The organism is Hymenobacter psoromatis, from assembly GCA_001596155.1.
GTDB lineage: Bacteria > Bacteroidota > Bacteroidia > Cytophagales > Hymenobacteraceae > Hymenobacter.
In genome coordinates this window covers 4,511,420-4,532,861 of sequence record CP014771.1, presented here as the reverse complement: position 1 = coordinate 4,532,861, position 21,442 = coordinate 4,511,420, and the positions used below count along the sequence as shown (strand labels likewise).

Here is a 21,442-nt window from a genome sequence, read left to right as displayed (position 1 = left end):
TGCGCAGCTGGAGCATAACCCTGGCGGGTGGTTCAGAGTTAACCCACGCTATTTCGCCGCTATTGCTATCCCGATTCGTTCGCTTACCCTGCATGTCTGAGTTACTTACTGCGCCTGCTATCGCTACCCCCCCTCGCCGCCTCGATGCCGCCCTGGTCTGGCTCATGGCCCTCACCTGCGGGCTGGTGGTGGCCAATATTTATTACAACCAACCACTGCTGGCCGCCATTGGGCACACGTTCGGCGTCTCCGACAGCCAGGCCAGCCTGATAGCCACGGCCACCCAAATCGGCTACACGTTGGGCATTCTGCTGGCCGTGCCGTTGGGCGATATGCTGGAGCGCAAACGCCTCATTCTCTGGCTGCTGGTGGGCGCGGCCGTGTACCTGAGCGGCGCGGCGCTGGCCCCCACCTTCGGGCTACTGGCGGTGGCGAGCGTGCTTATCGGCATCTGCTCGTCGGTGCCGCAGCTGCTGCTGCCGATGGCGGCGCACCTGGCCCCCGAGGCTGACCGCGGCCGCATCGTGGGGCGCATCATGAGCGGGCTGCTAATTGGGATTTTGCTCTCGCGCACGGTGAGCGGCTACGCGGGCGCGCACCTGGGCTGGCGGCTGGTATTTGCCGGCGCGGCGGGCCTCATGCTGGCGCTCACGGGCCTGCTGGCCTGGCGGCTGCCGCAGGACCGGCCCAACTTTACGGGCACCTACGCCTCGCTGATGCGCTCGCTGGGGACGCTGGCGCGCGAGCTACCGCCGCTGCGGCGCTCGGCGCTGGTGGGGGGTAGCATTTTCGCCGCGTTCAGCGTGTTCTGGACGACACTGGTTTTCTACCTCGGCAGCCCCGCCTATGGCTACGGCAGCGACGTAGCGGGCTTTTTTGGGCTGGTGGGGGCCGCCGGCGCGCTGGCCGCGCCGCTGGCCGGCGGCCTGGCCGACCGGCGCGGGTCGAGCTACGCCATCACGGCGGGGCTGGTGCTGGCGCTGGCTTCGTACCTGCTGCTGGGGGTAGGTGGGGGCTACCTGGCCGGGCTGATACTGGGCATTTTGCTGCTCGACGTGGGCGTGCAGTCGGTCCATATCTCCAACCAGACGCTCATCTTCTCGCTGCGCCCCGAGGCCCGCAGCCGCCTCAATACGGTGTACATGACGGGTTATTTCACGGGCGGCTCCCTCGGCTCAGTGGTCGGCGGCTTGGCCTGGACGCACTTTGGCTGGTCCGGCGTGTGCGCCGTGGGCGGCGCGTTTGTGGTGCTGGCGCTGGCGTTGCACCGGTTTTATGGGCGGGAAGATTAGAAGCACATTTCCCGATAAACTTAGCGATTACCTCGCCGAGTACCCGCAGATACCGCTGCTATTGTTGCGGCTACAGTTAGTCCGCCTATAACAGACATGATAGCACCAATGTCACGCATCCCTGGAATGGATATTCGAGCAATGAGACCTAATGCTATTAATGTGTACCCGATGACTTTAGCAATCTTCATATCGTGATTTTATTTCTGAATTGGCAAAAATCAGGAAAGTAACGCTGGCGCTGCACTGGTTTTATAGGTGATAGGTGCCGGCCGAAAATACTATTTTCAGGAAGTCGCTACGCAAAAAATTTCCAGTGGCAAATCGGCTCCGTCTAGTTGCGCGGTCCCGCTAAAAGTTATTATATTATCTGCGGTTATCGACAGCGTACCAGTTAAATCGTCGTGCATCATCAAGTAGAGCGCAATGTCATAATTATCCGATAATTCCTCAGAGATAGTCAACGTTTTTATCCCATTAACCAGCGCGTAGGGAACGTCTGTAAAGTATATCATTGGTGGGTAGAGAATCCAGTTGAAAGCCTGAGCTTCATCAGTGATAATCGCTTCTGTCACCTCTTCGCTACCCGTTATTTTCAGTGTAAGCAGTTGCTCAGTCACTGGCAATAGTAATTGCACACTCCCAATTCCAAAATCAGTACCATTGAGCCGAAAATAGTGGTTGGCCATGACGAAGAAATTCAAAAACATTAGCTACCCTAACCGCCCCAAGCAAGTCTGTAAGCTCACGCGCCAGTGCGGGATTGTTACCCCCAACGCCTGCTTCACCTTGCTCTTATCCATGACCGAAAAGGCGGGCCGCGTGGCTTTGGTCGGGTACTCGGCGGTGCGGATGGGTAGGGTTTTCACCGCCGTGCCGCTCAGCTCGAAAATGGCCGTGGCGAAGTCGTACCACGAGGTCACGCCCTCGTTGCTGTAGTGGTAAGTGCCGTAGGCAGTGCTCTGGCTCTCAATGATGTGCAGGATGCAGCCGGCCAGGTCGATGGCGTAGGTGGGCGTGCCGAGCTGGTCCCAGATAATCTTCAATTCCTCGCGCTCGCGGCCCAGCTTGAGCATGGTTTTCACGAAGTTGTTGGCAAACTCCGAGTAGAGCCAGCTGGTGCGCAGGATGAAATACTGGCTGGTGAGGGGCGGAATCACCTGCTCGCCCTCCAGCTTGGTGAGGCCATAGACGCTGATGGGCGCGGCCTCGTCGGTTTCGACCAGCGGCTGGTTGCCGGTGCCGGCAAACACGAAATCGGTCGAAATCTGGATGAGCGTAGTGCCAAACTCGCCGCACAGCCGCGCCAGGTTTTCCACGCCGTCGCGGTTGACCCGGCGGGCCAGGTCCAGCTCGTCCTCGGCCTTGTCCACGGCCGTGTAGGCGGCGCAGTTGATGGCGTAGGCCGGGCGATGCTGCTCAAACAACGTGCGCAAGCCGTTGGGGTCTACTATATTGGCCTGCGCCTCGGGCGGGAAGACCAGGCCGGTCATATGTTGCTCTTTTGCCACGTGCGCTAGGCACTGTCCCAATTGGCCCGAGGCCCCAAAAATCAGCGTCGTATTCATTCACTCAAGAAATAGCGTTTGGGCCGCAAGTTAGAGGCCGCAACACCAGTAGCGCGAACTTTGTAGTTCGCGTCTCCGCGCCGTCACAACGATTGTCGTTCCAAGACGCGAACTACAAAGCTCGCGCTACTGCGCGGGCGGGCGCTTGTTCTTGATGGGTTCAAAGCGGCGCTCGCGGGGCTGTTTTTCGCTCAGGTATTTCCAGTAGCGGCGCGGCATCTGGCGCTGGTGCAGCTTGAGATTTTTGCGCTCGGGAATGTTTACGTGGTCGAAATATGCCTGCCAGAGGATTTTGAACAGCGGCTCACGCTCGTCGAGCACCGTGGCCGATACCTCGCCGCGGCGGGGGGTAGGGCGGCCGGTTTCGAACTCCACGATGGTGGTTTGGCGCAAATCGTAATACAAGCCGTAGCGGCGCTTCTTGTCAAAAATCAGCCAGCGCTGGTCGGCGTAGCGCTTGGTGAAATGGCTGGCAATGAGCGGCAACACGTCAAAATCGGGCTCAATGGTGGCGTGAAATAGCTCATCCTGGGCCTTCTCAAAGCGCACGAAGGCTTCCATGCGGTGCTTTTCGCGGAAGAGCTGCTGGGCCAGGCGCTGCATCCGGCGCACGGTGGCGTCGGCGTAGTTTTCGGAGATGTCGCGGCCCGCCCGCAGGGCCATATCCGCGTAGCGGAAAATGAGCAACTCGCGCTCGGGGTCTTCGCTCAAAAAAACGTGGTAGAGCCGGGCGCGCGCCGCCTCGGGCATGAAGCGCGACAGGCCATCCCAGGTGCGGGCGGCCAGCGTTTCGTCGGTGTCGATGGCCACGGCCTGGGCAAACAAGCCGCCCTGCGCCGCGCCTTCGGGCTGGATGCTGTTAGGGGCCGACTTCCGCTCGTACACCCGAAACAGCACCGTGAGCAGACCTTCAAACGAGCCGTCGTAGGTGTAGTCGGCGGGCGGATTATGCAGCTCGGGCGCGGGCGGGCGCGGGGCCACCGGCCCTACCCCCCCGGCGGCCGGCCGGCGCAGTGGCGTCAGCGACGACGGCATGGGCTAGGCGGCTACGCTGGGCTGCTCGGCGGCTTGCTGGGCGGCGCGGGCGGCATCGTGCAGCTGGCGCACCAGCGGCAGCAACTCGGAGAGGCGGCAGCAGCACGAGAGCCGCGGGGCCTTGTCACCCCCAAAGGGGGTAGGGCCGATAAGCGCCAGGAAAGGTTCGGCGGCGAGCGAGGCGGGGGCCGACGCGACGGCCGGAGCGCGATGAGTAATTTGCATGATTTTATAGCAGATTTTCCCGACCACTGCGGTCGGGCAGTTTTATCACTGGTAACTACGGATTTAACTACGGCAAAAGCCTTACTAAACCAACTCTTTACCCATCAATAGCCTTGCCAACCACGGCAATCCTTACCCTACCTGGGCGAACAAGTCCAATTGCTGCGTGACCAGGGCCGAGCGGGTGGCCTTGCCGCCGAACAGAATCTGACGGCGCACCTGCTGCGAATCCAGCTCGCCCAGCGCGGCCGGGGCCAGGCCTCGCGCCGTGAGAAAGTGCCGCGCCCGCTTCATCACCACGCCAAACTGGCCCAGGTTTTCGGCCGTGAGCGAGGCGAAGCGCCGGGCCTGCACGATGCGCTCGACAGAGCGCGCCCCTACCCCCGGCACGCGCAGCAGCAGGGCGCGGTCGGCCACGTTCACATCCACCGGAAAGAGGTGGCGGTTGCGTAGCGCCCAGGCTAGCTTAGGGTCAATTTCGAGGTCGAGGTACGGGTGCGCGGGGTCCAGAATCTCGTCGGCCTCGAAGCCGTAAAAGCGCATCAGCCAGTCGGTTTGGTAGAGGCGGTGCTCGCGCACGAGCGGCGGCTGGGTCACCTGCGGCAGGCGCGCATCGTCCGTAATGGGCACGTAGCCCGAGTAGTACACCCGCTTGAGGCCGTAGCCCTGGTAGAGCGAGTCGGAGAGCTTGATTATCTGTAAATCATTCTCATCGCTCGCGCCCACAATGAGCTGCGTGCTCTGGCCGGCGGTGGCAAATTGCGGCACCTTTTTGAACAGCGCCTTCTCCTCTTTATGCTGAATAATGCCGTCCCGAATCTGGGCCATCGGGGTCAGAATCTCGGCGTAGTTTTTCTCCGGGGCCAGGTTTTGCAAAGCCAGCTCCGAGGGCAATTCAATATTCACGCTCAGGCGGTCGGCGTAGAGGCCGGCTTCCTGAATCAGCTCGGGCGAGGCACCGGGGATGGTTTTGACGTGGATGTAGCCGTTGAAGTTGTGTTCGGTGCGCAGCTTTTTTACGATGCGCACCAGGCGCTCCATCGTGTAGTCGGGCGAGCTGAAAATGCCGCTGCTCAGGAACAAACCCTCGATGTAATTGCGGCGATAGAAATTTATGGTCAAATCTACTACTTCGTCCACGGTGAAGGCGGCGCGCTTCACGTCGTTCGAGCGGCGCGACACGCAGTAGGCGCAGTCGAAGATGCAGTGGTTGGTGAGCAAAATCTTGAGCAGACTCACGCAGCGGCCATCCTCCGTAAAGCTGTGGCAGATGCCCATGCCCTCGGCGTTGCCGAGGCCTTTTTGCTCGTTTTTGCGCTTGCCGCCGCTGCTGCTGCACGACACGTCGTACTTGGCGGCGTCGGCTAAGATGCTTAGCTTCTCCTGAATGCGCTCGTTCATCGGCAAAAGGTCGTTTGACGGGGGTAAAAGTAGCGCCAGCCAGTGAAATTGGCAAGCTTTTGATAAGCTAATTTTTTTAGAAAAAGTTTCTCCGTCCGCGGCGCGTCGCGCGGCATTTAGTACTTTATTTTTCCTACCCCCCTCGGCCGGCAACATACCTTGGCAAGAAGATTTGGCGTTGAGCCAGGCGCATAAACCGGGCGCTGCCGCGCGCCGCCCGGCGTAACTTGCGCATAGTGCCGCCGTGCCCCATGTCGCGTAGTATTTTTCTCCTGTGCTTGTTGGTGCTGGGCTTGCTGCTGGGCGGGCCGGGCCGGGTGCGCGCCCAGCAGTTTACGCCGCGCGTGGCCGTGCCGCCCGATTCGCTGCACGCCGCCAAAAGCGCCGAGCCGGTGCCTGCCGACTCGCTGGGTCGCCGTTTCGACGAAGACCGCTTGCGCCTGAGCCTGGAGCGCTACACGCGCCGCAAAACCATCGCGGGCCGGGCGCTGGCGGCTTTTTTTCGCCTCACCAAGCCCCGCCAGGAAGAGCATGGCCTTGACGCGGTGCTGCTCAACCGGCAGTTCGACCAGCACAACTTCAAGATTGTGCGCCACGTCACCATCACGCCCTTCGATGCCTTCGGCTACAGCCTGAATGACTCCTTGCGCCAGCCGCGCACCTTCCTGGAAAAGTCGGGCAATGCCGTGCACATCCGCACGGCGCGCTCGCGCATTCGGCAGGTGCTGCTGTTTCGGCCGGGCCAGCCGCTGCTGCCCCAGGCGCTGGCCGAAAGCGAGCGCCTGCTGCGCCAGACCGACGAAATTCTGGACGCCCGCGTGCTGGTGAATGAGGCGACCGCGACCCGCGACAGCGTGGATATTCTGGTATATACTACCGACGTGTTCAGTCTCACGGGCGGCTACGAGCTGCGCGGCGGGCTGAACCAGGCCGTGGTGACGGCCGGCGACCAGAACTTCCTGGGCCTGGGTCATCAGCTCAGCAACCGCTATCAGTTCGGCCGCGACCTGCCCCAGACCTGGGGCTACGAGGGGGGCTACCGGGTGCCATTCCGCAACTTTGTGTATGCCGAGGGGCATTATTTCAATGAGTTTGAGTCGCACTCGGGCGGGGTGTCCGTGCGGCGTGATTTCTACTCGCCCAGCGCCCGCTGGGCGGGCGCGTTCACGTCCGACGTGTTCAACATTCGCCTGGTGCTGCCGCGCGACGCGCCCCCGCTGCCGGGCGAGCAGCCTAATTTTCAGATACGCTCCTACACCAGCCAAACGCTGTGGGTGGGCCGCGCCCTGCGCCTGCGCTCCTACGACCTGGGCTACGAAAACCCCGGCCGCCTCATCGTGGCGGGCAGCATCGTCAACGAGCACCACACCACCAACCCCGCCAATACCCCCGACGACCGCACCCGCACCATCTTTCTGGGCTCGGTGGGCTACTCGGTGCGGCGTTATTATAAGGATAAATACCTTTTCGGCTTTGGCCGCACCGAGGACGTGCCGGCCGGCACGCTGCTCAGCCTCACCACTGGCTATGAGCGGAATACCGTGGGCCCGCGCCGCTACATCGACGCGCGCATCGCGGGGGCCGGCTACTCCGAGCGCCAGGGCTACCTCTACGGCAGCCTGGATTTTGGCACGTTTCAGCGCATCAACGATGGCGGCTGGGAGCAGGGCTTGCTCAGTGGGCAGGTGCTGTATTTCACGCGCCGCTACCAGGTGGGCAACTACCAGAGCCGCCACCTGCTGAACGCCCGCGTCACGGCGGGCTTCAATCGCTACCCCGCCGAAGTGCTGCTGAGCGGCGTCAACAGCAACCCCGACGGCGTGCGCGGCTTCCGGCCCACGGGGCAAATACTGGCCACCAGCCGCTTTCTGGCCAACTACGAGGGCACCGTCTATACGCCGCTCTCGCTGCTGGGCTTCCGGGTGGCCATCCTGGCCTTTGCCGATATGGCGGTGGTGAACGAGCGCATCGGCGGCGGCTCGCCCTTCGGCGGCGATGCGCCCTACACGGGCTTTGGCCTGGGCCTGCGCCTGCGCAATGAGCTCACGGTGTTGCGCACTTTTCAGTTTTTGCTGGGCTACTACCCCCACGGCCAGCTCAGTGCCAATGGCCTGCGGCTGTTCGAAACCAACCGCGACTCGTATAATTTCAGCGATTTCAGCTTCGGCCAGCCCAGCGTGGTGCAGTATAGCACGCAGTGAGGGGGGTAGGCAGGCCGTTACTCCTGAAACGTGATGGGCAGCGTGCACGACACCCGCACGGCCTGCCCCTGCTGGCGGGCGGGCTGCCAGGCCGGCATCAGCCACACCAGGCGCAAGCCCTCTTCGTTGAGGCCCGAGCCGGGGCCGCGCAACACGGTGGCGTCGGTAATGTGGCCGGTGGCACTGAGGATGAAGCGCACATACACCTTGCCGCTCACGTGCTGACGCAACGCCTGCTCGGGATAGCGCAGGCTTTTCATCAGATACTCGCGCAGGCCAGTCTCTCCCCCCGCAAACTGGGGCCGCACCTCGGGGTTCACGAAGATGGAATCAGCCTTGAACGGGAGGCCGGGGGTAGGGGCCGCAACCGCAGCCAGGGACGCACTGCCAGCGGGCAGCGGCCCGGACGAAGCCAGGGTCAAACGGGAGGAACCCTGGGCCTGCGCAAAGCCAGCTGAGCAACCCATAAGCACCAGGAAGCAGGATGTAAAACGACTAGTCATAAGGCAAAGAAAATATAATCCTCACGGAGACAATAAAGTTTATTTTATCAAATTTAACTGATTTCATGCGAATTTTATAGTATTTTTCCGTACAAACCAACAATTCCCCCGAGGATGCTAAAAAATCCTGGTTTTGGCTTGCTGCGCCGGTCCGCGCCAAGCGGCCCTACCTTCGCGGCCCCTTCACTCATGGCGTGTGCCGCTCTTCTTTACTATGCGTCTCGGCGATTTTAACGACCTCGAAATAGTCCGCGAAGTCAGCATCGGCTTCTACCTGACCAGCGACGACGGCGACCTGCTGCTGCCCGAGAAATACCGCCCGGTGGGCGCGCACGTGGGCGATATCATTCGCGTATTCGTGTACCGCGATTCAGAGGACCGCCTCATTGCCACCACGTTAGAGCCGCTGGCGGTGGTCGATAGCTTTGCCGCGCTCACCGTGCGCGACGTGGGCGCGCCCGGTGCCTTCCTCGACTGGGGCCTTGAAAAAGACCTGCTCCTACCCCACGCCAACCAGCGCCAGGACGTGCGCGTGGGCGACCGCGTGCTGGTGTACGTGTACCTTGACGAGGCCACCGACCGCCTCGTGGCCTCGGCCAAGTGGCAGCGCTTTCTGAGCCCCGAGCCATTCGTGGGCGCGGTGGGCGAGGCCGTGCAGGTGCTCATTGCCGAAGAAACGCCGCTCGGCTACTCGGTCATTGTGAATGGCACGCACGCCGGCCTGCTTTATTCCAATGAAGTATTCCGGCCGCTGCGCATTGGCGAGCTGCTGCCCGGCCACCTGCGCCTGGTTCGGCCCGATGGCAAGCTCGACGTGCGCCTCGGCCAGGCCGGCTACGACGAGGTGGAAAGTGCCGCCGCCCTCGTGCTAGCCGCCCTCAAACAGCGCCCCGACGGCCGCCTACCCCTCGGCGACAAGAGCCTGGCCGACGACGTGTACCGCCGCCTCGGCATGAGCAAAAAAGTCTTCAAAAAAGCCCTTGGCTCACTCTACAAGCAAGGTTTGGTAGAGCTGGGACCGGAGGAAACCCGGCTGGCCAGCGTGGATTAGCCTCTGCGAACCTGCGCGTCTCTTCCGCAACATCTGCGGTAACTTTTCGCAGATATTTTCACGACGGAAATTTGCTTTTACAAAAAATCGTCGTTCCTTTGCCCCCGCAAACCGACCCCAACCAATGACCTTCGTCGCAACCGTTTCGCAAAGCTGGTGGCCCTCAACCTTCCCAAGAGGCTGAGCATTAGGCATTATAAGTTGGTTGAACCCCTTAGAGATTCTCCAAGCCCGCTGCTCACCGCAGCGGGCTTTTTTGTTGTCCCCTACCCCCGTCTTTCCTCGCCATGCCGGCCGCTACCGCTACTTCTCCCGCCACCATCGTCCACAGCCGCCACCGCCGCCTGCTGGCTGATACGCTCACGCCGGTGAGCTTGTATTTGCGGCTGCGCGACCAGTTTGTGGGCACGCTGCTGCTCGAAAGTTCTGACTATCATGGCAATAGTAACAGTTTTTCCTACCTCTGCTTCAGCCCCGTAGCGCGCTTTGAGCTGGATAAAAACCAACTGACCACCCAGCACCCCGGCCAGCCGGCCCATACCGCTACGCTGGCCGACCCGCGCCAGGCGCTGGCGCATTTGCGGGCATTTCGGGAGAGCTTCCAGCCAGCCGCGCCGTCGGGGTTGCCGTTCATTACCAACGGGTTATTCGGGCACATGGCGTATGAGGCCGTGCGGTATTTTGAGGATGTGGAGCTGCGCGACAAGCCGGGAGCTAGCACGGTGCCGGCCATCGTGTACCAGGCGTTTCGCTACGTTATTGTCATCAACCACTTCAAGGATGAACTGTATTTATTTGAGCATCAATACGTAGCCGAAGGCGAGGAGCCGGCCGCCGATACGCTCGACTACATCGAGACGATTATCCAGAACCGCAACTTCGCTACCCACGGCTTTCAGCTCACAGGCCCGGAAACGTCGAACGCCACCGATGAGCAATTTTTGGAGCTGATTCGCCTCGGCCAGTACCACTGCCAGCGCGGCGACGTGTTTCAGATGGTACTGTCGCGGCGCTTTCAGCAGGGTTTTCAGGGCGATGAGTTCAATGTGTATCGGGCCTTGCGCTCGCTCAATCCATCACCCTACCTGTTCTTTTTCGACTACGGCAGCTACAAGCTGTTCGGCTCCTCGCCTGAATCGCAGATAGTTATCAGCAAAGGCCAAGCGGTGCTTTATCCCATCGCGGGTACCTTCCGCCGCACCGGCGACGACGCGGCCGATGCCCACCTGGCCCAGCAGCTCCTCGACGACCCCAAGGAAACCGCCGAGCACGTGATGCTCGTGGACCTGGCCCGCAACGACCTCAGCCGCCGCTGCGACGTGGTAGCCGTGGAGCGTTTCAAGGAAATTCAGTATTACTCACACGTTATCCACCTGGTTTCCAAGGTGGTGGGTCAGCTTGGGCCGGCCACCGAGCCGCTCGACGTGGTGGGCGAAACCTTCCCGGCCGGCACGCTCTCGGGCGCGCCTAAGTACCGCGCCATCCAGCTCATTGACGAGTACGAAAGCACCCAGCGCGGCTTTTATGGCGGCTGCATCGGGGCGCTGGACTTTGGCGGCGACTTCAACCACGCCATTATGATTCGCACTTTTTTGAGTAAAGACAATACGCTGTACTTCCAGGCTGGCGCGGGGGTAGTAGCCAAATCAGTACCCGCCAGCGAGTTGCAGGAAGTACACAATAAGCTGGGGGCGCTGCGCGCCGCCATGCAGCAGGCGGAGAAGGTGTGACTTAATGGCCAAAAAGGCGGTCATGCTGAGCGAAGCCGAAGCATCTCGCATGGGGTATTAATCAAATCGTTCAATGATGCGAGCGAGATGCTTCGGCAAGCGGACGACAGATAAGCATGACGTTCAAAGAAATTAATTTTAGTAAAAAAATGCCTATTCTAGTTCTCGACAACTACGATTCCTTCACTTATAATCTCGTGTATATGCTGCGCGAATTGGGGCAGGAAGTGGACGTGTTTCGCAACGATAAAATCAGCCTCGACGAGGTGGAAAAATATTCACACATTTTGCTCTCGCCTGGCCCCGGCTTGCCGAGCGAGGCCGGCATTATGCCCGAGCTGATAAAGCGCTACGCGCCGACCAAGCACATCCTGGGCGTATGTCTGGGCCACCAGGCCATCGGCGAGGCTTTTGGCGGCCAGCTGGCCAACCTCGGCGATGTGCACCACGGCGTGGCCCACACGCTGCACCAAACCCCCGAAGCCGCTGATAACCGGCTCTTTAACGATGTGCCGGATAACGTCCGCGTGGGCCGCTACCACTCCTGGACTTTGGCCCCCGAGGGCGTGCCGGCCGAGCTGCGCATCACGGCCCTCGATGAAAACGGCCAGGTGCTGGCCCTGGCTCACCGCGACTACGACGTGCTGGGCGTGCAGTTTCACCCCGAGTCGGTGCTCACGGAGCATGGCAAAACGATGCTGGCCAACTGGGTCAATAGTTAAAATCACCTGTCATTGCGAGGAGGAACGACGAAGCAATCTTTCCTTCCCGCATGGTCAATTATTATTATCGTCTGCTAACGAAAGGGAAAGATTGCTTCGTCGTTCCTCCTTGCAATGACAGGCAATTTATTTCCTCTTGAATTTTGAAAGACACGCTTAACCACCTCTTTGCCTACCGCACGCTGCCTCAGGACGAGGCGCACCGCGTGGTGCTGGGCATTGCGCAGGGTCGCTATAATCCGGCTCAGATTGCCGCTTTTCTCACCGTGTACCTCATGCGTAGCGTGACGGTGGAGGAGCTGGCCGGCTTCCGCAACGCGCTGCTGGAGCTGTGCCGGCCCGTGGACTTGGGCGGCTACGACGCGATGGACGTGTGCGGCACCGGCGGCGATGGGCGTAATACGTTCAATATCTCCACCTTAGCGGCCTTTGTGGTGGCGGGCGCGGGCCAGCCGGTAGCCAAGCACGGCAACCACGGTGTGTCATCTATCAGCGGTAGCAGCACCGTGCTGGAGCACCTGGGCGTGAAGTTTACGGCCGATAATGACGCGCTGAAGCGGCAGTTGGATGAGGCTAACATCTGCTTTTTGCACGCGCCGCTGTTTCACCCGGCCCTCAAGAACGTGGCCCCGCTGCGCAAAGAGTTGGGCGTGAAGACGTTTTTTAACATGCTGGGGCCGTTGGTGAATCCGGCTCGGCCGCGCTTGCAGCTGGTGGGCGTGTTCAGCCTGGAGCTGGCGCGTCTGTATGCCTACCTGCATCAGCAGGAGGCGGGTAAGGAATTTCTCATCGTGCACAGCCTGGATGGCTACGACGAGGTGTCGCTGACCGGGCCGGTGAAGCTTATTGGCCGGCACAGCGAGGAACTGCTGTCGCCCAGTGACTTGGGTTTGCCGCAGGTTACGCCGGAGGCGCTGTTTGGCGGCGACACGGTGGCGGAGGCAGCGCACATTTTTCTCAACGTATTACGTAACGAAGCGCCCGAAGCCCACCGCTACGCCGTGCTGGCCAATGCCGCACTGGCCCTGCGCACCGCCGGCCGCGCCGCCAACGCTGCCGAAGGCCTGGCAATGGCCGCCGAATCACTGGACAGCGGCCGCGCCCGGCAGGCTTTTGAGAAACTACTGGAGTTGAGCTAGCCGAATAGCTTTTTATCATAAACATTGTTTGTGATTGCTTCGCGCTGCTCGCAATGACAGACGGCTTACGTAAACTACCTAAACGCTAACCTGTGACCATCCTCGATAAAATCATTGCTGAAAAGCGCCAGGAAGTAGCGCGCCGCGAGGCCGAAATACCCATAGCGGCCCTGAAAGCCCTACCCCCCTTCACGCGGCCAGTGCTCTCGGCGCGGGCAGCACTCACGGCATCCGGCTCGTCGGGCATCATTGCTGAGTTCAAGCGGCGCTCACCTTCCAAGGGCGTTATTAATGGCACGGCCGAGGCAGGCGCGACCACGGCCGGCTACGCGGCGGCGGGCGCGGCGGTGCTCTCGGTGCTCACGGACGAGCCGTTTTTTGGTGGCACTGCCGATGACCTGCGGGCGGCGCGGGTAGCCTGCCCGACTACGGCGATTCTGCGCAAAGACTTTATTATCAGCGAATACCAGATAACGGAGGCGCGGGCACTGGGGGCCGACCTTATCCTGCTCATTGCCAGCTGCCTCACGCCGGCTGAAGTAGTACAGTTTAGCAAGCTCGCCCACGAGCTAGGGCTGGAAGTACTACTGGAGGTGCACGACGAAGCCGAAATCCGCAGCCACTTGGTTAACAGCATTAGCCTGGTGGGCGTGAACAATCGCAATCTGGCCACGTTTGCGACCGATGTGGAAACGTCGGCGCGGCTGGCAGCGCTGATTCCCAATGACTTCGTAAAAGTGGCAGAGAGCGGCTTGCAATACGCGGCCACCATTCGGAGTTTGCGAGAGGCGGGCTACCAGGGCTTTCTCATCGGCGAAACGTTTATGAAAACGCCCGACCCGGCGGCGGCCCTGGCGGACCTGGTGGCCGAACTATCCGGGCCGGTTTCAGTTTCTTAAGCGCTTATGAAAGTCAAAATCTGCGGTATGCGCGAGGCAGCCAATATTCTGGCCGTCGCCGATTTTCACCCTGATTTGCTGGGGTTTATTTTCTACGATAAATCACCACGGTTCGTGGCCGAAAACCTTTCGGCCGAGGTGCTGCGCGGCCTACCCGACTCTATTGGTAAGGTGGGGGTATTCGTGGATGCGCCGCTGCCCGAGCTACTGGCCACGGCCACCCGCTACGGCCTCGATTATGCGCAGCTGCACGGCCACGAAACGCCCGCCTACTGCCGCGCGGCGCACGCACAAGGCCTACGAATTATTAAGGCTTTCTCCGTGGATGAACAGTTTGATTTCAGCACTTTAGCGGCGTATGAGCCGGTATGCGAGCTGTTTTTATTTGACACCAAAGGCGCACAGCGGGGCGGCAATGGCCAGGCGTTTGACTGGCGAATTCTGGCTCATTACCACGGCCCTACCCCCTTCCTGCTGAGCGGCGGCCTGGGGCCGGCCAATGCCGCCGAGCTGCTGCATTTTCATCATCCCCGGCTGGCTGGCTATGATTTCAACAGCCTGTTGGAAGTGGCCCCCGGCCTGAAAGACGTGGAGGCCACCGGCCAGCTGCTGGCCCGCCTGCACACCCAGCACGCTGATTATTGAGCTTTTAGCTGATAGCTGACAGCTTTTGTTCTGATGGCCAGCACATGCTAACAAGATGCTTTTGAGCGCGTGCTTCCTTATCCATTGCCCATTACTTATTACCTATGACCACTACTGCCCCTTCCCCCTACCGCGTTGATACCAGCGGCTATTATGGCCCGTTTGGCGGGGCCTACGTGCCCGAAATGCTTTATCCCAACGTGGAAGAGCTGCGCGATAACTATCTGCGTATCATCGAGGACCCCGAGTTTCAGCAGGAGTATAAGCAGCTGTTGCGCGACTTTGCGGGGCGCCCTACCCCCCTGTTTCTGGCCCAACGGCTCTCGGCTGAGATTGGGACGACCATTTACCTCAAGCGGGAGGATTTGTGTCACACCGGGGCGCATAAAATCAATAATACCATCGGCCAGATTCTGGTGGCTCAGCGCTTGGGCAAGAAGCGTATTGTGGCCGAAACCGGGGCCGGCCAGCACGGCGTGGCCACCGCCACCGTGTGCGCCCTTAAAGGCCTGGAGTGCATTGTGTACATGGGTGCCATCGATATTGAGCGCCAGAAGCCCAACGTGGACCGCATGCGCATGCTGGGGGCCAAGGTGGTACCCGCCACCAGCGGCAGCCAAACCCTGAAAGACGCCACCAACGAGGCCATGCGCCACTGGATTTCGAACCCCACCGACACGCACTACATCATCGGCTCGGTGGTGGGGCCGCATCCCTACCCCGACATGGTGGCGCAATTCCAGTCCGTCATCTCCGCCGAAACGAGGAGCCAGCTTATCCAGCAAACCGGCCGGCCAAATCCCGATTTCGTGCTGGCCTGCGTGGGCGGCGGCTCCAACGCGGCGGGCGCGTTTTACTATTACCTCGACGAGCCCGGCGTGCGTCTGATTGCCGCCGAAGCGGCCGGCCAGGGCGTGACTACCGGCCACTCGGCGGCCACTACGGCGCTGGGCAAGCCGGGTATCCTGCACGGAGCCAGCACGATACTGATGCAGACGGCGGATGGCCAGGTGACGGAACCGTACTCCATTTCGGCGGGGCTGGACTACCCTGGCATCGGGCCGCAGCACGCGCAGCTGTTTGCCACGGGTAGGGCGGAATTTTTGTCTATTACCGATAAGGCGGCGCTTGATGCGGCGTTCCAGCTAAGCCGGCTGGAGGGCATTATCCCGGCCCTGGAAACGGCGCACGCGCTGGCCTGCCTACCCCTCATCGGGGCCAGGAAGGACGACGTGGTAGTGGTCTGCCTCTCGGGGCGCGGCGATAAGGATTTGGCTACGTACACCAAGCATTTGGAGGAATATTCTTAATAAAATTTCGCACGGAGTTCACGGAGTTAGAAGAGTTTTTCTCTGCGTAACTCCGTGAACTCTGTGCGAAGAAACTCCCTACCCCCCCATGAACCGCCTCACTCAACTATTCCAGCACAAAACCGCCGATGTGCTCAACGTCTATTTCACCGCCGGCTTTCCGGCTTTGAACGACACGGTGTCCATTCTGCAAGCCTTGCAAGACGCCGGGGCCGACCTCGTGGAAATCGGGATGCCCTACTCCGACCCGGTGGCTGACGGCGAAACCATTCAGCGCAGCAACCAGCAGGCCCTGGACAATGGCATGACCGTGGCCACGCTTTTCGAGCAGCTACAAGATATTCGCCAGCAAGGTATTACGGTGCCTATTCTACTCATGGGCTACCTCAATCCGGTGGTGCAGTTTGGGGTAGAGAAGTTTTGCCAGCAGTGCCAGGCCGTGGGCGTGGATGGCGTGATTCTGCCCGACCTACCCCTCGAAGTATTTGAGCGCGAGTACCAGCCGCTGTTCACCAAATACGGCCTGAAAAACGTGTTTCTGGTGACGCCGCAAACCAGTGCGGCCCGCGTGCGCCAGCTCGATGGCTTAGCCGATGGCTTCATTTACCTGGTGGCCGCCGCCGGCACCACCGGCGCACAAACCGACATGAACGCCGACGTGGACGCCTACCTCAGCCGCACCAAGGGGCTGGGCTTGCGCAACCCGACCCTGGTGGGCTTCGGCATCAGCGACGCGGCGAGCTTCGCGGCGGCCAGCCGGCACACCACCGGGGCCATTATCGGCAGCGCGTTTATTCGGCTTTTGCAAAGCACGCCGGCTGAGGGGCGCGATGCGGCTATTCGGGCGTTTGTGGCGGGCATCCGGCCCGCTGTGGTGGCGTAAGGGCTAGCGGCCAGGATAGCGCTGAAATGTGACGTTGCCCATCACTTCCTTCTCGTACTTTGCCAGGCAATTCGGGTTAAATTCCGGGTCAAAATTCACCTCACCGGGTCGCACTTCTTTTGGCACCGGCTGGCCCTGCCGGAAGAAATACACCTTGGTATTGCCGTATTTAGTATACGGCATGAAGTCGCCGTACTGCCGCATCTGTTGCCAGAGCGTGTCGGCCACCGTCACGGCGTACACGCGCACGATGGGGCCGGTGTTGTTTTCGTTGCGGTAAGTGGCCGCCTCTCGAAAACCGCCTTTCAAATCCCCTACCCCCGGCTGGCTCAGCGAGTCGAATATAAACCAGCCTAGTAGTAGGACAACGGCCGCGAGGGCGAGGTATTTGGGTTTCATTTTCAGCTTATTACACCCATTGTAGTTTCAGGCCCGCGTACTCGCCGAACTTGCCATCGCGGCTTATCAGGGTCAGGTTTTCCGTTAAGGCTTGCGCGATAAGCAGGCGGTCAAACGGGTCGCGGTGGTCTTTGACCAAAGGTAGTTGACTGAGCGCAACCAGGTGCGCATCGGTTATCTCAAGTACCTCGAAGTCAAATAATTGAAAGCGTTGCAACCAGTGGTCAAAAATGAGCGGAAAATCATCTTTGGCCAACTGAGATTTAATAGCGATTTCCAGCAGGGAAATCCGGCTGATGCACAGCGTAACCGATACGTCCAGAAACTGCCGTACCAAAGAGCGCGGCAGCCTCGGGCTGTCGTTCATAAACCAGATAAGCGCGTGCGTATCAAGCAAAAGCTTCATGGTTGCTCGCTATGCTCGCGCTCATACTGCTCAATGGCCGCCGCCAGCACTCGGCCCGCTGGCCCGCCGAAGCCAGGATAAGCCCGCGGCTTGGCCGCTCCCCGCGCCTGCGCTTCCGCAGCCACCAGTAAGTCCCTGATTTTCAGCAATAAGCTTTCATCTTCTACCCGGCTAATGGCGGCTAGCACTTCCTGTTTCTGCGCTTCTTTGGTCATGGCGTAGTTATTTTTTACAAGTTAACATCCCTACCCTACCTTTTCGGCCAGGAACCGCGCCGTGTGGTTGGTATCTTTAAGCTTGACCAGCTGCTCGGGCGTGCCCTCGAAGAGCAGGTGGCCGCCGTTGAGGCCGCCCTCGGGGCCGAGGTCAATGAGCCAGTCGGCGCACTTGATGATATCCACGTTGTGCTCGATGATGAGCACCGAATTGCCCTGCTCCACCAGCGCGTTTAGGGCCGAAAGCAGCTTAGCAATATCGTGGAAGTGCAGGCCCGTGCTCGGCTCATCGAAGATGAATAGTATCTTATCCTGCTGAAGGGTAGCGCCTTTGGTGAGGAAGCTGGCCAGCTTCACGCGCTGCGCCTCGCCGCCGCTGAGCGTGTTGGCCGACTGCCCCAGGCGGATGTAACCCAGGCCCACGTTGAGCAGCGGTTGCAGGCGCTCGGCCACTTTGGGCTGGCCTTTGAAGAACTCCACGGCGTCTTCCACCGTCAAGTCCAGTACTTCGTAGATGTTCTTATCCTGGAACTTGACTTCCAGCACATCCTGCTTGAACTTGTGGCCGCCGCAGCTTTCGCAGGTCAGGTAGATGTCGGCCATGAACTGCATCTCGATTTTGACCTGGCCCTCGCCCTGGCACACTTCGCAGCGCCCGCCCTCCACGTTGAACGAGAAGTGCGAGGGCTTATAGCCTCGCGCCTTGGCCAGCGGCTGGTCCGAAAATAGCGTCCGAATGGTATCGTAAGCCTTCACGTAGGTCACCGGGTTCGAGCGCGACGACTTGCCGATGGGGTTCTGGTCCACGAACTCGACGTGCGTCACCTGGCCGTTCACGCCCAGCAGCCGGTCGAATTTGCCGGTAGTTTCGCCCGCGCCGCCGCCCAGCATCTTCATCAACGCCGGGGCCAGGATGCGCCGGATGAGCGTGCTCTTGCCCGAACCCGACACGCCCGTGACCACCGTCATCACGCCCAGCGGAATCTTGACGCTCACGTTCTTGAGGTTGTTTTCGCGCGCGCCGGTCAGCTCCAGCGCGTTGCGCCAGGGGCGGCGCGTGGTGGGCACCGGCACCTCCAGCAGGCCGCTCAGGTACTTGCCGGTATAGGTCTCGGTGTCCCGCATCAACTCCGCGAACGTGCCCTGAAACATCAGGTGGCCGCCGCCACTGCCCGCCTCGGGGCCAATGTCAATTACCTGGTCGGCGGCGGCCATCATCTTCTCTTCGTGCTCCACCACCACCACCGTATTGCCCAGCGCTTGCAGCGAGCGCAGCACGCCAATGAGCTGCTCGGCATCCTTCGGGTGCAGGCCGATGCTCGGCTCATCGAGCACGTACATGGAGCCCACCAGCGCCGAACCCAGCGACGTAGCCAGCGAAATGCGCTGACTCTCGCCGCCGCTCAGCGTGTTGCTTAAGCGATTGAGGGTCAGGTATCCCAGCCCTACCCTATCCAGGTAGCCGAGGCGGTTCGTGATTTCAGCCAGCAGGCGGTCGGCCACGGCCATCTCGTGCTCGCTGAGGCTCAGGGTCTGGAAGAAGGTCAGCGCTGCCGAGATGGGTAGGAGGACCAAATCGGTAATGCTGCGGCCATCAATGCGGACGTATTGCGCGTCTTTACGCAGGCGGGTGCCGCGGCAATCGGGGCAGGTGGTGCGGCCCCGGTAGCGGCTTTGCAGCACCCGGTACTGGATTTTGTGGGTCTGCTCGCTCACCCATTTGAAATAGGCGTCCAGGCCCTCAAAGTGCTTGTTACCAGTCCACAGCAAGCGCTGCTCGGCCTCGCTTAACTCATTATAAGGCCGGTGAATAGGGAAGTCGAACCGAATGCCGTGCTTGAGCAGCGGCTTCAGCCACTCGCCCTGCTTTTCGGTGCGCCAGGGCGCAATGGCACCTTCGTACACCGTCATGCTTTTATCCGGCACCACCAAATCCTCGTCAATACCCAGCACCGAGCCGAAGCCCTCGCAGGTGTGGCACGCGCCGTAGGAGTTGTTGAAGGAGAAGAAGTTAACGCTCGGCTCCTCAAAGATTAGCCCGTCCAGCTCGAATTTATCGGAGAACGTGCGCGTCTCGTTGTCCAGCTTCACTACGCAAGTGCCGTGGCCTTCAAAGAAGGCCGTTTGCACCGAGTCGGAGAGGCGGAATTGCAGGTCTTCATCGCCGGGCTGCACCACGGCACGGTCAATCAGGATGAAGATATCGCCCGCTACTTCGGGCTTGCCTTCGCCGATAAGGTCCTCGATGAAAGCATTTTGGCCATCGGCCAGTACCACGCGGCCGTAGCCTTTTTGCAGCAGCAAATCCAACTCCTTGCTCATGGGCCGGCCGGGCTCGGTGCGCAGCAGCGGGGCCAGGATGGTAACGCGGGTATCGGGGGGTAGGGAAAAGAGAAAATCCACCACGTCCGCCACCGAATCCTTGCGCACCTGCTGCCCACTCACGGGCGAATACGTGCGGCCCACGCGCGCAAACAGCAGCTTGAGGTAGTCGTAAATCTCGGTGCTCGTGCCCACCGTGGAGCGGTTGTTCTTGATACTAACCTTCTGCTCAATGGCGATGGCCGGCGAAATGCCCCGGATGTAGTCCACGTCGGGCTTGTCCATGCGGCCCAGAAACTGGCGGGCGTAGCTGCTCAGGCTCTCCACGTACATGCGCTGGCCCTCAGCGTACAAGGTATCAAAAGCCAAGCTCGACTTGCCCGAGCCCGAGAGGCCTGTGACGACGATAAACTTATTGCGGGGCAGCGCCACGCTCAGGTTTTTGAGGTTGTGGACGCGCGCGTTTTTGATAACGATAAACTGGCGCGGGTCGAGGTGGTCTATTTCGTCGTGGGCCGGGGCGGCCATTTGCAGAGCGGAATTATCAGGCATAAACAAGCTAACCGCGCAAGCGGGGCGGAAGGTTTCGGGCGTGGGGCGGGCGAAGTCCCGACGGGCCGCTTTTACACTGGCCGGTTTTTTCTATTCCAGCGAATAAAAAGTCAAAAATGCTTTCTTTGCCGGCTTATGCAACTTCTTTACGTGGATGAGAGCGGCGACCCCGGTATCTCTTCCAAGAGCCCCAGCGCTTACTTCTTTTTAGCTGGCTTGCTACTGGATGCCAGCGATTGGACCGTTTTCACGAATAACCTGCTTGCTTTTCGGCAGCGTTTGGCGCGCCGCTACGGGCTGCCGGTTTCGGAAGAAATACATGCCTCGGTCTTTCTGAGCAACCGTACTGCTATTGCGGCGCGCATCTCAGCCAATGACCGGCTACGCATTCTGCTCGAATGCTTGGAATGGTGCGCGGCCAGCCCTTATTTACGCCTACTAACGGTGGGCTTGGACAAACGCCAACGCACTAATAGCTCTGCTTTCACAGAAGTGTGGGCAGCGCTTTATCATCTTTTTGACGAAACCCTAGCCAGCTCTCAGCCGCCTACTACCGGCTTGGTCTTGTGCGATAATACGGACGGCGCGAAGCTGACGCATTTGGTGCAGGCGCTACAACGGCCTTCTGAGGCGGGGGTAGCTGCGCTTCAGTACGTGATTGAAGAGCCGGTTTTTCGTGATTCGCATCGCTCTTACTTACACCAGCTTGCTGATGTAGCGGCTTATTTTGCCAAGCAGGCGGTTGCGCCCAGTAATTTTATTCGGGATAAAGGGGCGAGCCAATACTTTGCTCGCCTGGACCCGATTAATCTATTGAAAAAGCCTTCCGAATCATCGCTTGGCATTCAGATGCTATAAAAAAAGGGGGCCACCTCGCGGCGGCCCCAAGGGGTCCTACTTCCAAAATAATCCGGGGTCAGACCAATGCAAATATAACGGGACGC

General features: G+C 60.3%; 21 protein-coding genes. 11 read left to right on the top strand and 10 right to left on the bottom strand.

The annotated features are described in order from the left end of the window. Nucleotides 1-92 precede the first annotated feature (92 nt). On the top strand, nt 93-1,292 hold the full coding sequence (locus A0257_19255; protein ID AMR29027.1) for an MFS transporter permease: 1,200 nt from the start codon (nt 93-95) through the stop codon (nt 1,290-1,292). A 287-nt stretch (nt 1,293-1,579) separates the two neighbouring features. On the opposite strand, the gene A0257_19250 is transcribed toward A0257_19255, so the two are convergent. The 5 genes from A0257_19250 to A0257_19230 all read right to left on the bottom strand — a co-directional run bounded on the left by A0257_19250 (nt 1,580) and on the right by A0257_19230 (nt 5,521). Beyond that, the gene (locus A0257_19250; protein AMR29026.1) at nt 1,580-2,002 is read right to left on the bottom strand and encodes a hypothetical protein; all 423 of its coding nucleotides are present in this window, start codon (nt 2,000-2,002) and stop codon (nt 1,580-1,582) included. A gap of 3 nt (nt 2,003-2,005) precedes the next feature. Further along, nucleotides 2,006-2,860, bottom strand: a complete 855-nt coding sequence (locus tag A0257_19245) for an NAD(P)-dependent oxidoreductase (GenBank protein ID AMR29025.1) — start codon at nt 2,858-2,860, stop codon at nt 2,006-2,008. Between the two features lie 126 nt (nt 2,861-2,986). Next, the gene (locus A0257_19240; GenBank protein AMR29855.1) at nt 2,987-3,841 is read right to left on the bottom strand and encodes a DNA metabolism protein; all 855 of its coding nucleotides are present in this window, start codon (nt 3,839-3,841) and stop codon (nt 2,987-2,989) included. A 57-nt stretch (nt 3,842-3,898) separates the two neighbouring features. Next, nucleotides 3,899-4,147, bottom strand: a complete 249-nt coding sequence (locus tag A0257_19235; GenBank protein AMR29024.1) for a hypothetical protein — start codon at nt 4,145-4,147, stop codon at nt 3,899-3,901. 105 nt (nt 4,148-4,252) lie between these two features. Next, on the bottom strand, nt 4,253-5,521 hold the full coding sequence (locus A0257_19230) for a radical SAM protein (GenBank protein AMR29023.1): 1,269 nt from the start codon (nt 5,519-5,521) through the stop codon (nt 4,253-4,255). A 251-nt stretch (nt 5,522-5,772) separates the two neighbouring features. On the opposite strand from A0257_19230, the gene A0257_19225 reads away from it, so the two are divergent. Further along, nucleotides 5,773-7,722, top strand: coding sequence for a hypothetical protein (locus A0257_19225; protein ID AMR29022.1), 1,950 nt, complete (start codon nt 5,773-5,775; stop codon nt 7,720-7,722). A 17-nt stretch (nt 7,723-7,739) separates the two neighbouring features. Here A0257_19225 and A0257_19220 read toward each other — a convergent pair whose 3' ends face one another. After that, a complete protein-coding gene (locus A0257_19220; protein AMR29021.1) occupies nt 7,740-8,144 on the bottom strand; it encodes a hypothetical protein in 405 nt (134 codons plus the stop codon). A 295-nt stretch (nt 8,145-8,439) separates the two neighbouring features. On the opposite strand from A0257_19220, the gene A0257_19215 reads away from it, so the two are divergent. From A0257_19215 to A0257_19180, 8 genes are all read left to right on the top strand, one after another. Next, nucleotides 8,440-9,276 carry a GntR family transcriptional regulator gene (locus A0257_19215; protein ID AMR29020.1) on the top strand — a complete coding sequence of 279 codons (837 nt, stop codon included), beginning with the start codon at nt 8,440-8,442 and terminating at the stop codon, nt 9,274-9,276. A gap of 287 nt (nt 9,277-9,563) precedes the next feature. After that, entirely contained in the window at nt 9,564-11,006 is a 1,443-nt protein-coding gene (locus A0257_19210) for an anthranilate synthase (protein ID AMR29019.1), read from the top strand. A gap of 149 nt (nt 11,007-11,155) precedes the next feature. Next, nucleotides 11,156-11,728 carry an anthranilate synthase component II gene (locus A0257_19205; GenBank protein ID AMR29854.1) on the top strand — a complete coding sequence of 191 codons (573 nt, stop codon included), beginning with the start codon at nt 11,156-11,158 and terminating at the stop codon, nt 11,726-11,728. Nucleotides 11,729-11,871: 143 nt separating this feature from the next. Continuing rightward, complete coding sequence (locus A0257_19200; protein ID AMR29018.1) at nt 11,872-12,867, top strand: anthranilate phosphoribosyltransferase; 996 nt, start codon at nt 11,872-11,874, stop codon at nt 12,865-12,867. Between the two features lie 92 nt (nt 12,868-12,959). Beyond that, on the top strand, nt 12,960-13,766 hold the full coding sequence (locus tag A0257_19195) for an indole-3-glycerol phosphate synthase (GenBank protein AMR29017.1): 807 nt from the start codon (nt 12,960-12,962) through the stop codon (nt 13,764-13,766). Between the two features lie 6 nt (nt 13,767-13,772). Continuing rightward, nucleotides 13,773-14,411, top strand: a complete 639-nt coding sequence (locus tag A0257_19190) for an N-(5'-phosphoribosyl)anthranilate isomerase (protein AMR29016.1) — start codon at nt 13,773-13,775, stop codon at nt 14,409-14,411. Nucleotides 14,412-14,515: 104 nt separating this feature from the next. Next, nucleotides 14,516-15,721 (top strand): tryptophan synthase subunit beta, encoded by a 1,206-nt coding sequence (locus A0257_19185; protein ID AMR29015.1) that lies wholly within the window; start codon nt 14,516-14,518, stop codon nt 15,719-15,721. Between the two features lie 88 nt (nt 15,722-15,809). Then, nucleotides 15,810-16,604, top strand: coding sequence for a tryptophan synthase subunit alpha (locus A0257_19180; protein ID AMR29014.1), 795 nt, complete (start codon nt 15,810-15,812; stop codon nt 16,602-16,604). A 3-nt stretch (nt 16,605-16,607) separates the two neighbouring features. On the opposite strand, the gene A0257_19175 is transcribed toward A0257_19180, so the two are convergent. The 4 genes from A0257_19175 to A0257_19160 are packed head-to-tail and all read right to left on the bottom strand — an operon-like array spanning nt 16,608 to nt 20,498. Further along, nucleotides 16,608-17,003, bottom strand: coding sequence for a hypothetical protein (locus A0257_19175; protein ID AMR29013.1), 396 nt, complete (start codon nt 17,001-17,003; stop codon nt 16,608-16,610). A gap of 10 nt (nt 17,004-17,013) precedes the next feature. Then, nucleotides 17,014-17,370, bottom strand: a complete 357-nt coding sequence (locus tag A0257_19170; GenBank protein ID AMR29012.1) for a hypothetical protein — start codon at nt 17,368-17,370, stop codon at nt 17,014-17,016. A 35-nt stretch (nt 17,371-17,405) separates the two neighbouring features. Continuing rightward, nucleotides 17,406-17,624: a hypothetical protein gene (locus A0257_19165; protein AMR29011.1), complete on the bottom strand. Its 219-nt coding sequence runs from the start codon at nt 17,622-17,624 to the stop codon at nt 17,406-17,408. A 30-nt stretch (nt 17,625-17,654) separates the two neighbouring features. Further along, a complete protein-coding gene (locus A0257_19160; GenBank protein ID AMR29010.1) occupies nt 17,655-20,498 on the bottom strand; it encodes an excinuclease ABC subunit A in 2,844 nt (947 codons plus the stop codon). 135 nt (nt 20,499-20,633) lie between these two features. On the opposite strand from A0257_19160, the gene A0257_19155 reads away from it, so the two are divergent. Further along, entirely contained in the window at nt 20,634-21,356 is a 723-nt protein-coding gene (locus A0257_19155; GenBank protein ID AMR29009.1) for a hypothetical protein, read from the top strand. Nucleotides 21,357-21,442: the final 86 nt, after the last annotated feature.

Bases quoted from the DNA above. Each gene is read 5' to 3' on its own strand.
- A0257_19255 (AMR29027.1), top strand. From the start codon at position 93: ATGTCTGAGTTACTTACTGCGCCTGCTATCGCTACCCCCCCTCGCCGC.
- A0257_19250 (AMR29026.1), bottom strand. From the start codon at position 2,002: ATGTTTTTGAATTTCTTCGTCATGGCCAACCACTATTTTCGGCTCAAT.
- A0257_19245 (AMR29025.1), bottom strand. From the start codon at position 2,860: ATGAATACGACGCTGATTTTTGGGGCCTCGGGCCAATTGGGACAGTGC.
- A0257_19230 (AMR29023.1), bottom strand. From the start codon at position 5,521: ATGAACGAGCGCATTCAGGAGAAGCTAAGCATCTTAGCCGACGCCGCC.
- A0257_19225 (AMR29022.1), top strand. From the start codon at position 5,773: ATGTCGCGTAGTATTTTTCTCCTGTGCTTGTTGGTGCTGGGCTTGCTG.
- A0257_19215 (AMR29020.1), top strand. From the start codon at position 8,440: ATGCGTCTCGGCGATTTTAACGACCTCGAAATAGTCCGCGAAGTCAGC.
- A0257_19210 (AMR29019.1), top strand. From the start codon at position 9,564: ATGCCGGCCGCTACCGCTACTTCTCCCGCCACCATCGTCCACAGCCGC.
- A0257_19205 (AMR29854.1), top strand. From the start codon at position 11,156: ATGCCTATTCTAGTTCTCGACAACTACGATTCCTTCACTTATAATCTC.
- A0257_19190 (AMR29016.1), top strand. From the start codon at position 13,773: ATGAAAGTCAAAATCTGCGGTATGCGCGAGGCAGCCAATATTCTGGCC.
- A0257_19185 (AMR29015.1), top strand. From the start codon at position 14,516: ATGACCACTACTGCCCCTTCCCCCTACCGCGTTGATACCAGCGGCTAT.
- A0257_19180 (AMR29014.1), top strand. From the start codon at position 15,810: ATGAACCGCCTCACTCAACTATTCCAGCACAAAACCGCCGATGTGCTC.
- A0257_19175 (AMR29013.1), bottom strand. From the start codon at position 17,003: ATGAAACCCAAATACCTCGCCCTCGCGGCCGTTGTCCTACTACTAGGC.
- A0257_19170 (AMR29012.1), bottom strand. From the start codon at position 17,370: ATGAACGACAGCCCGAGGCTGCCGCGCTCTTTGGTACGGCAGTTTCTG.
- A0257_19165 (AMR29011.1), bottom strand. From the start codon at position 17,624: ATGACCAAAGAAGCGCAGAAACAGGAAGTGCTAGCCGCCATTAGCCGG.
- A0257_19160 (AMR29010.1), bottom strand. From the start codon at position 20,498: ATGCCTGATAATTCCGCTCTGCAAATGGCCGCCCCGGCCCACGACGAA.
- A0257_19155 (AMR29009.1), top strand. From the start codon at position 20,634: ATGCAACTTCTTTACGTGGATGAGAGCGGCGACCCCGGTATCTCTTCC.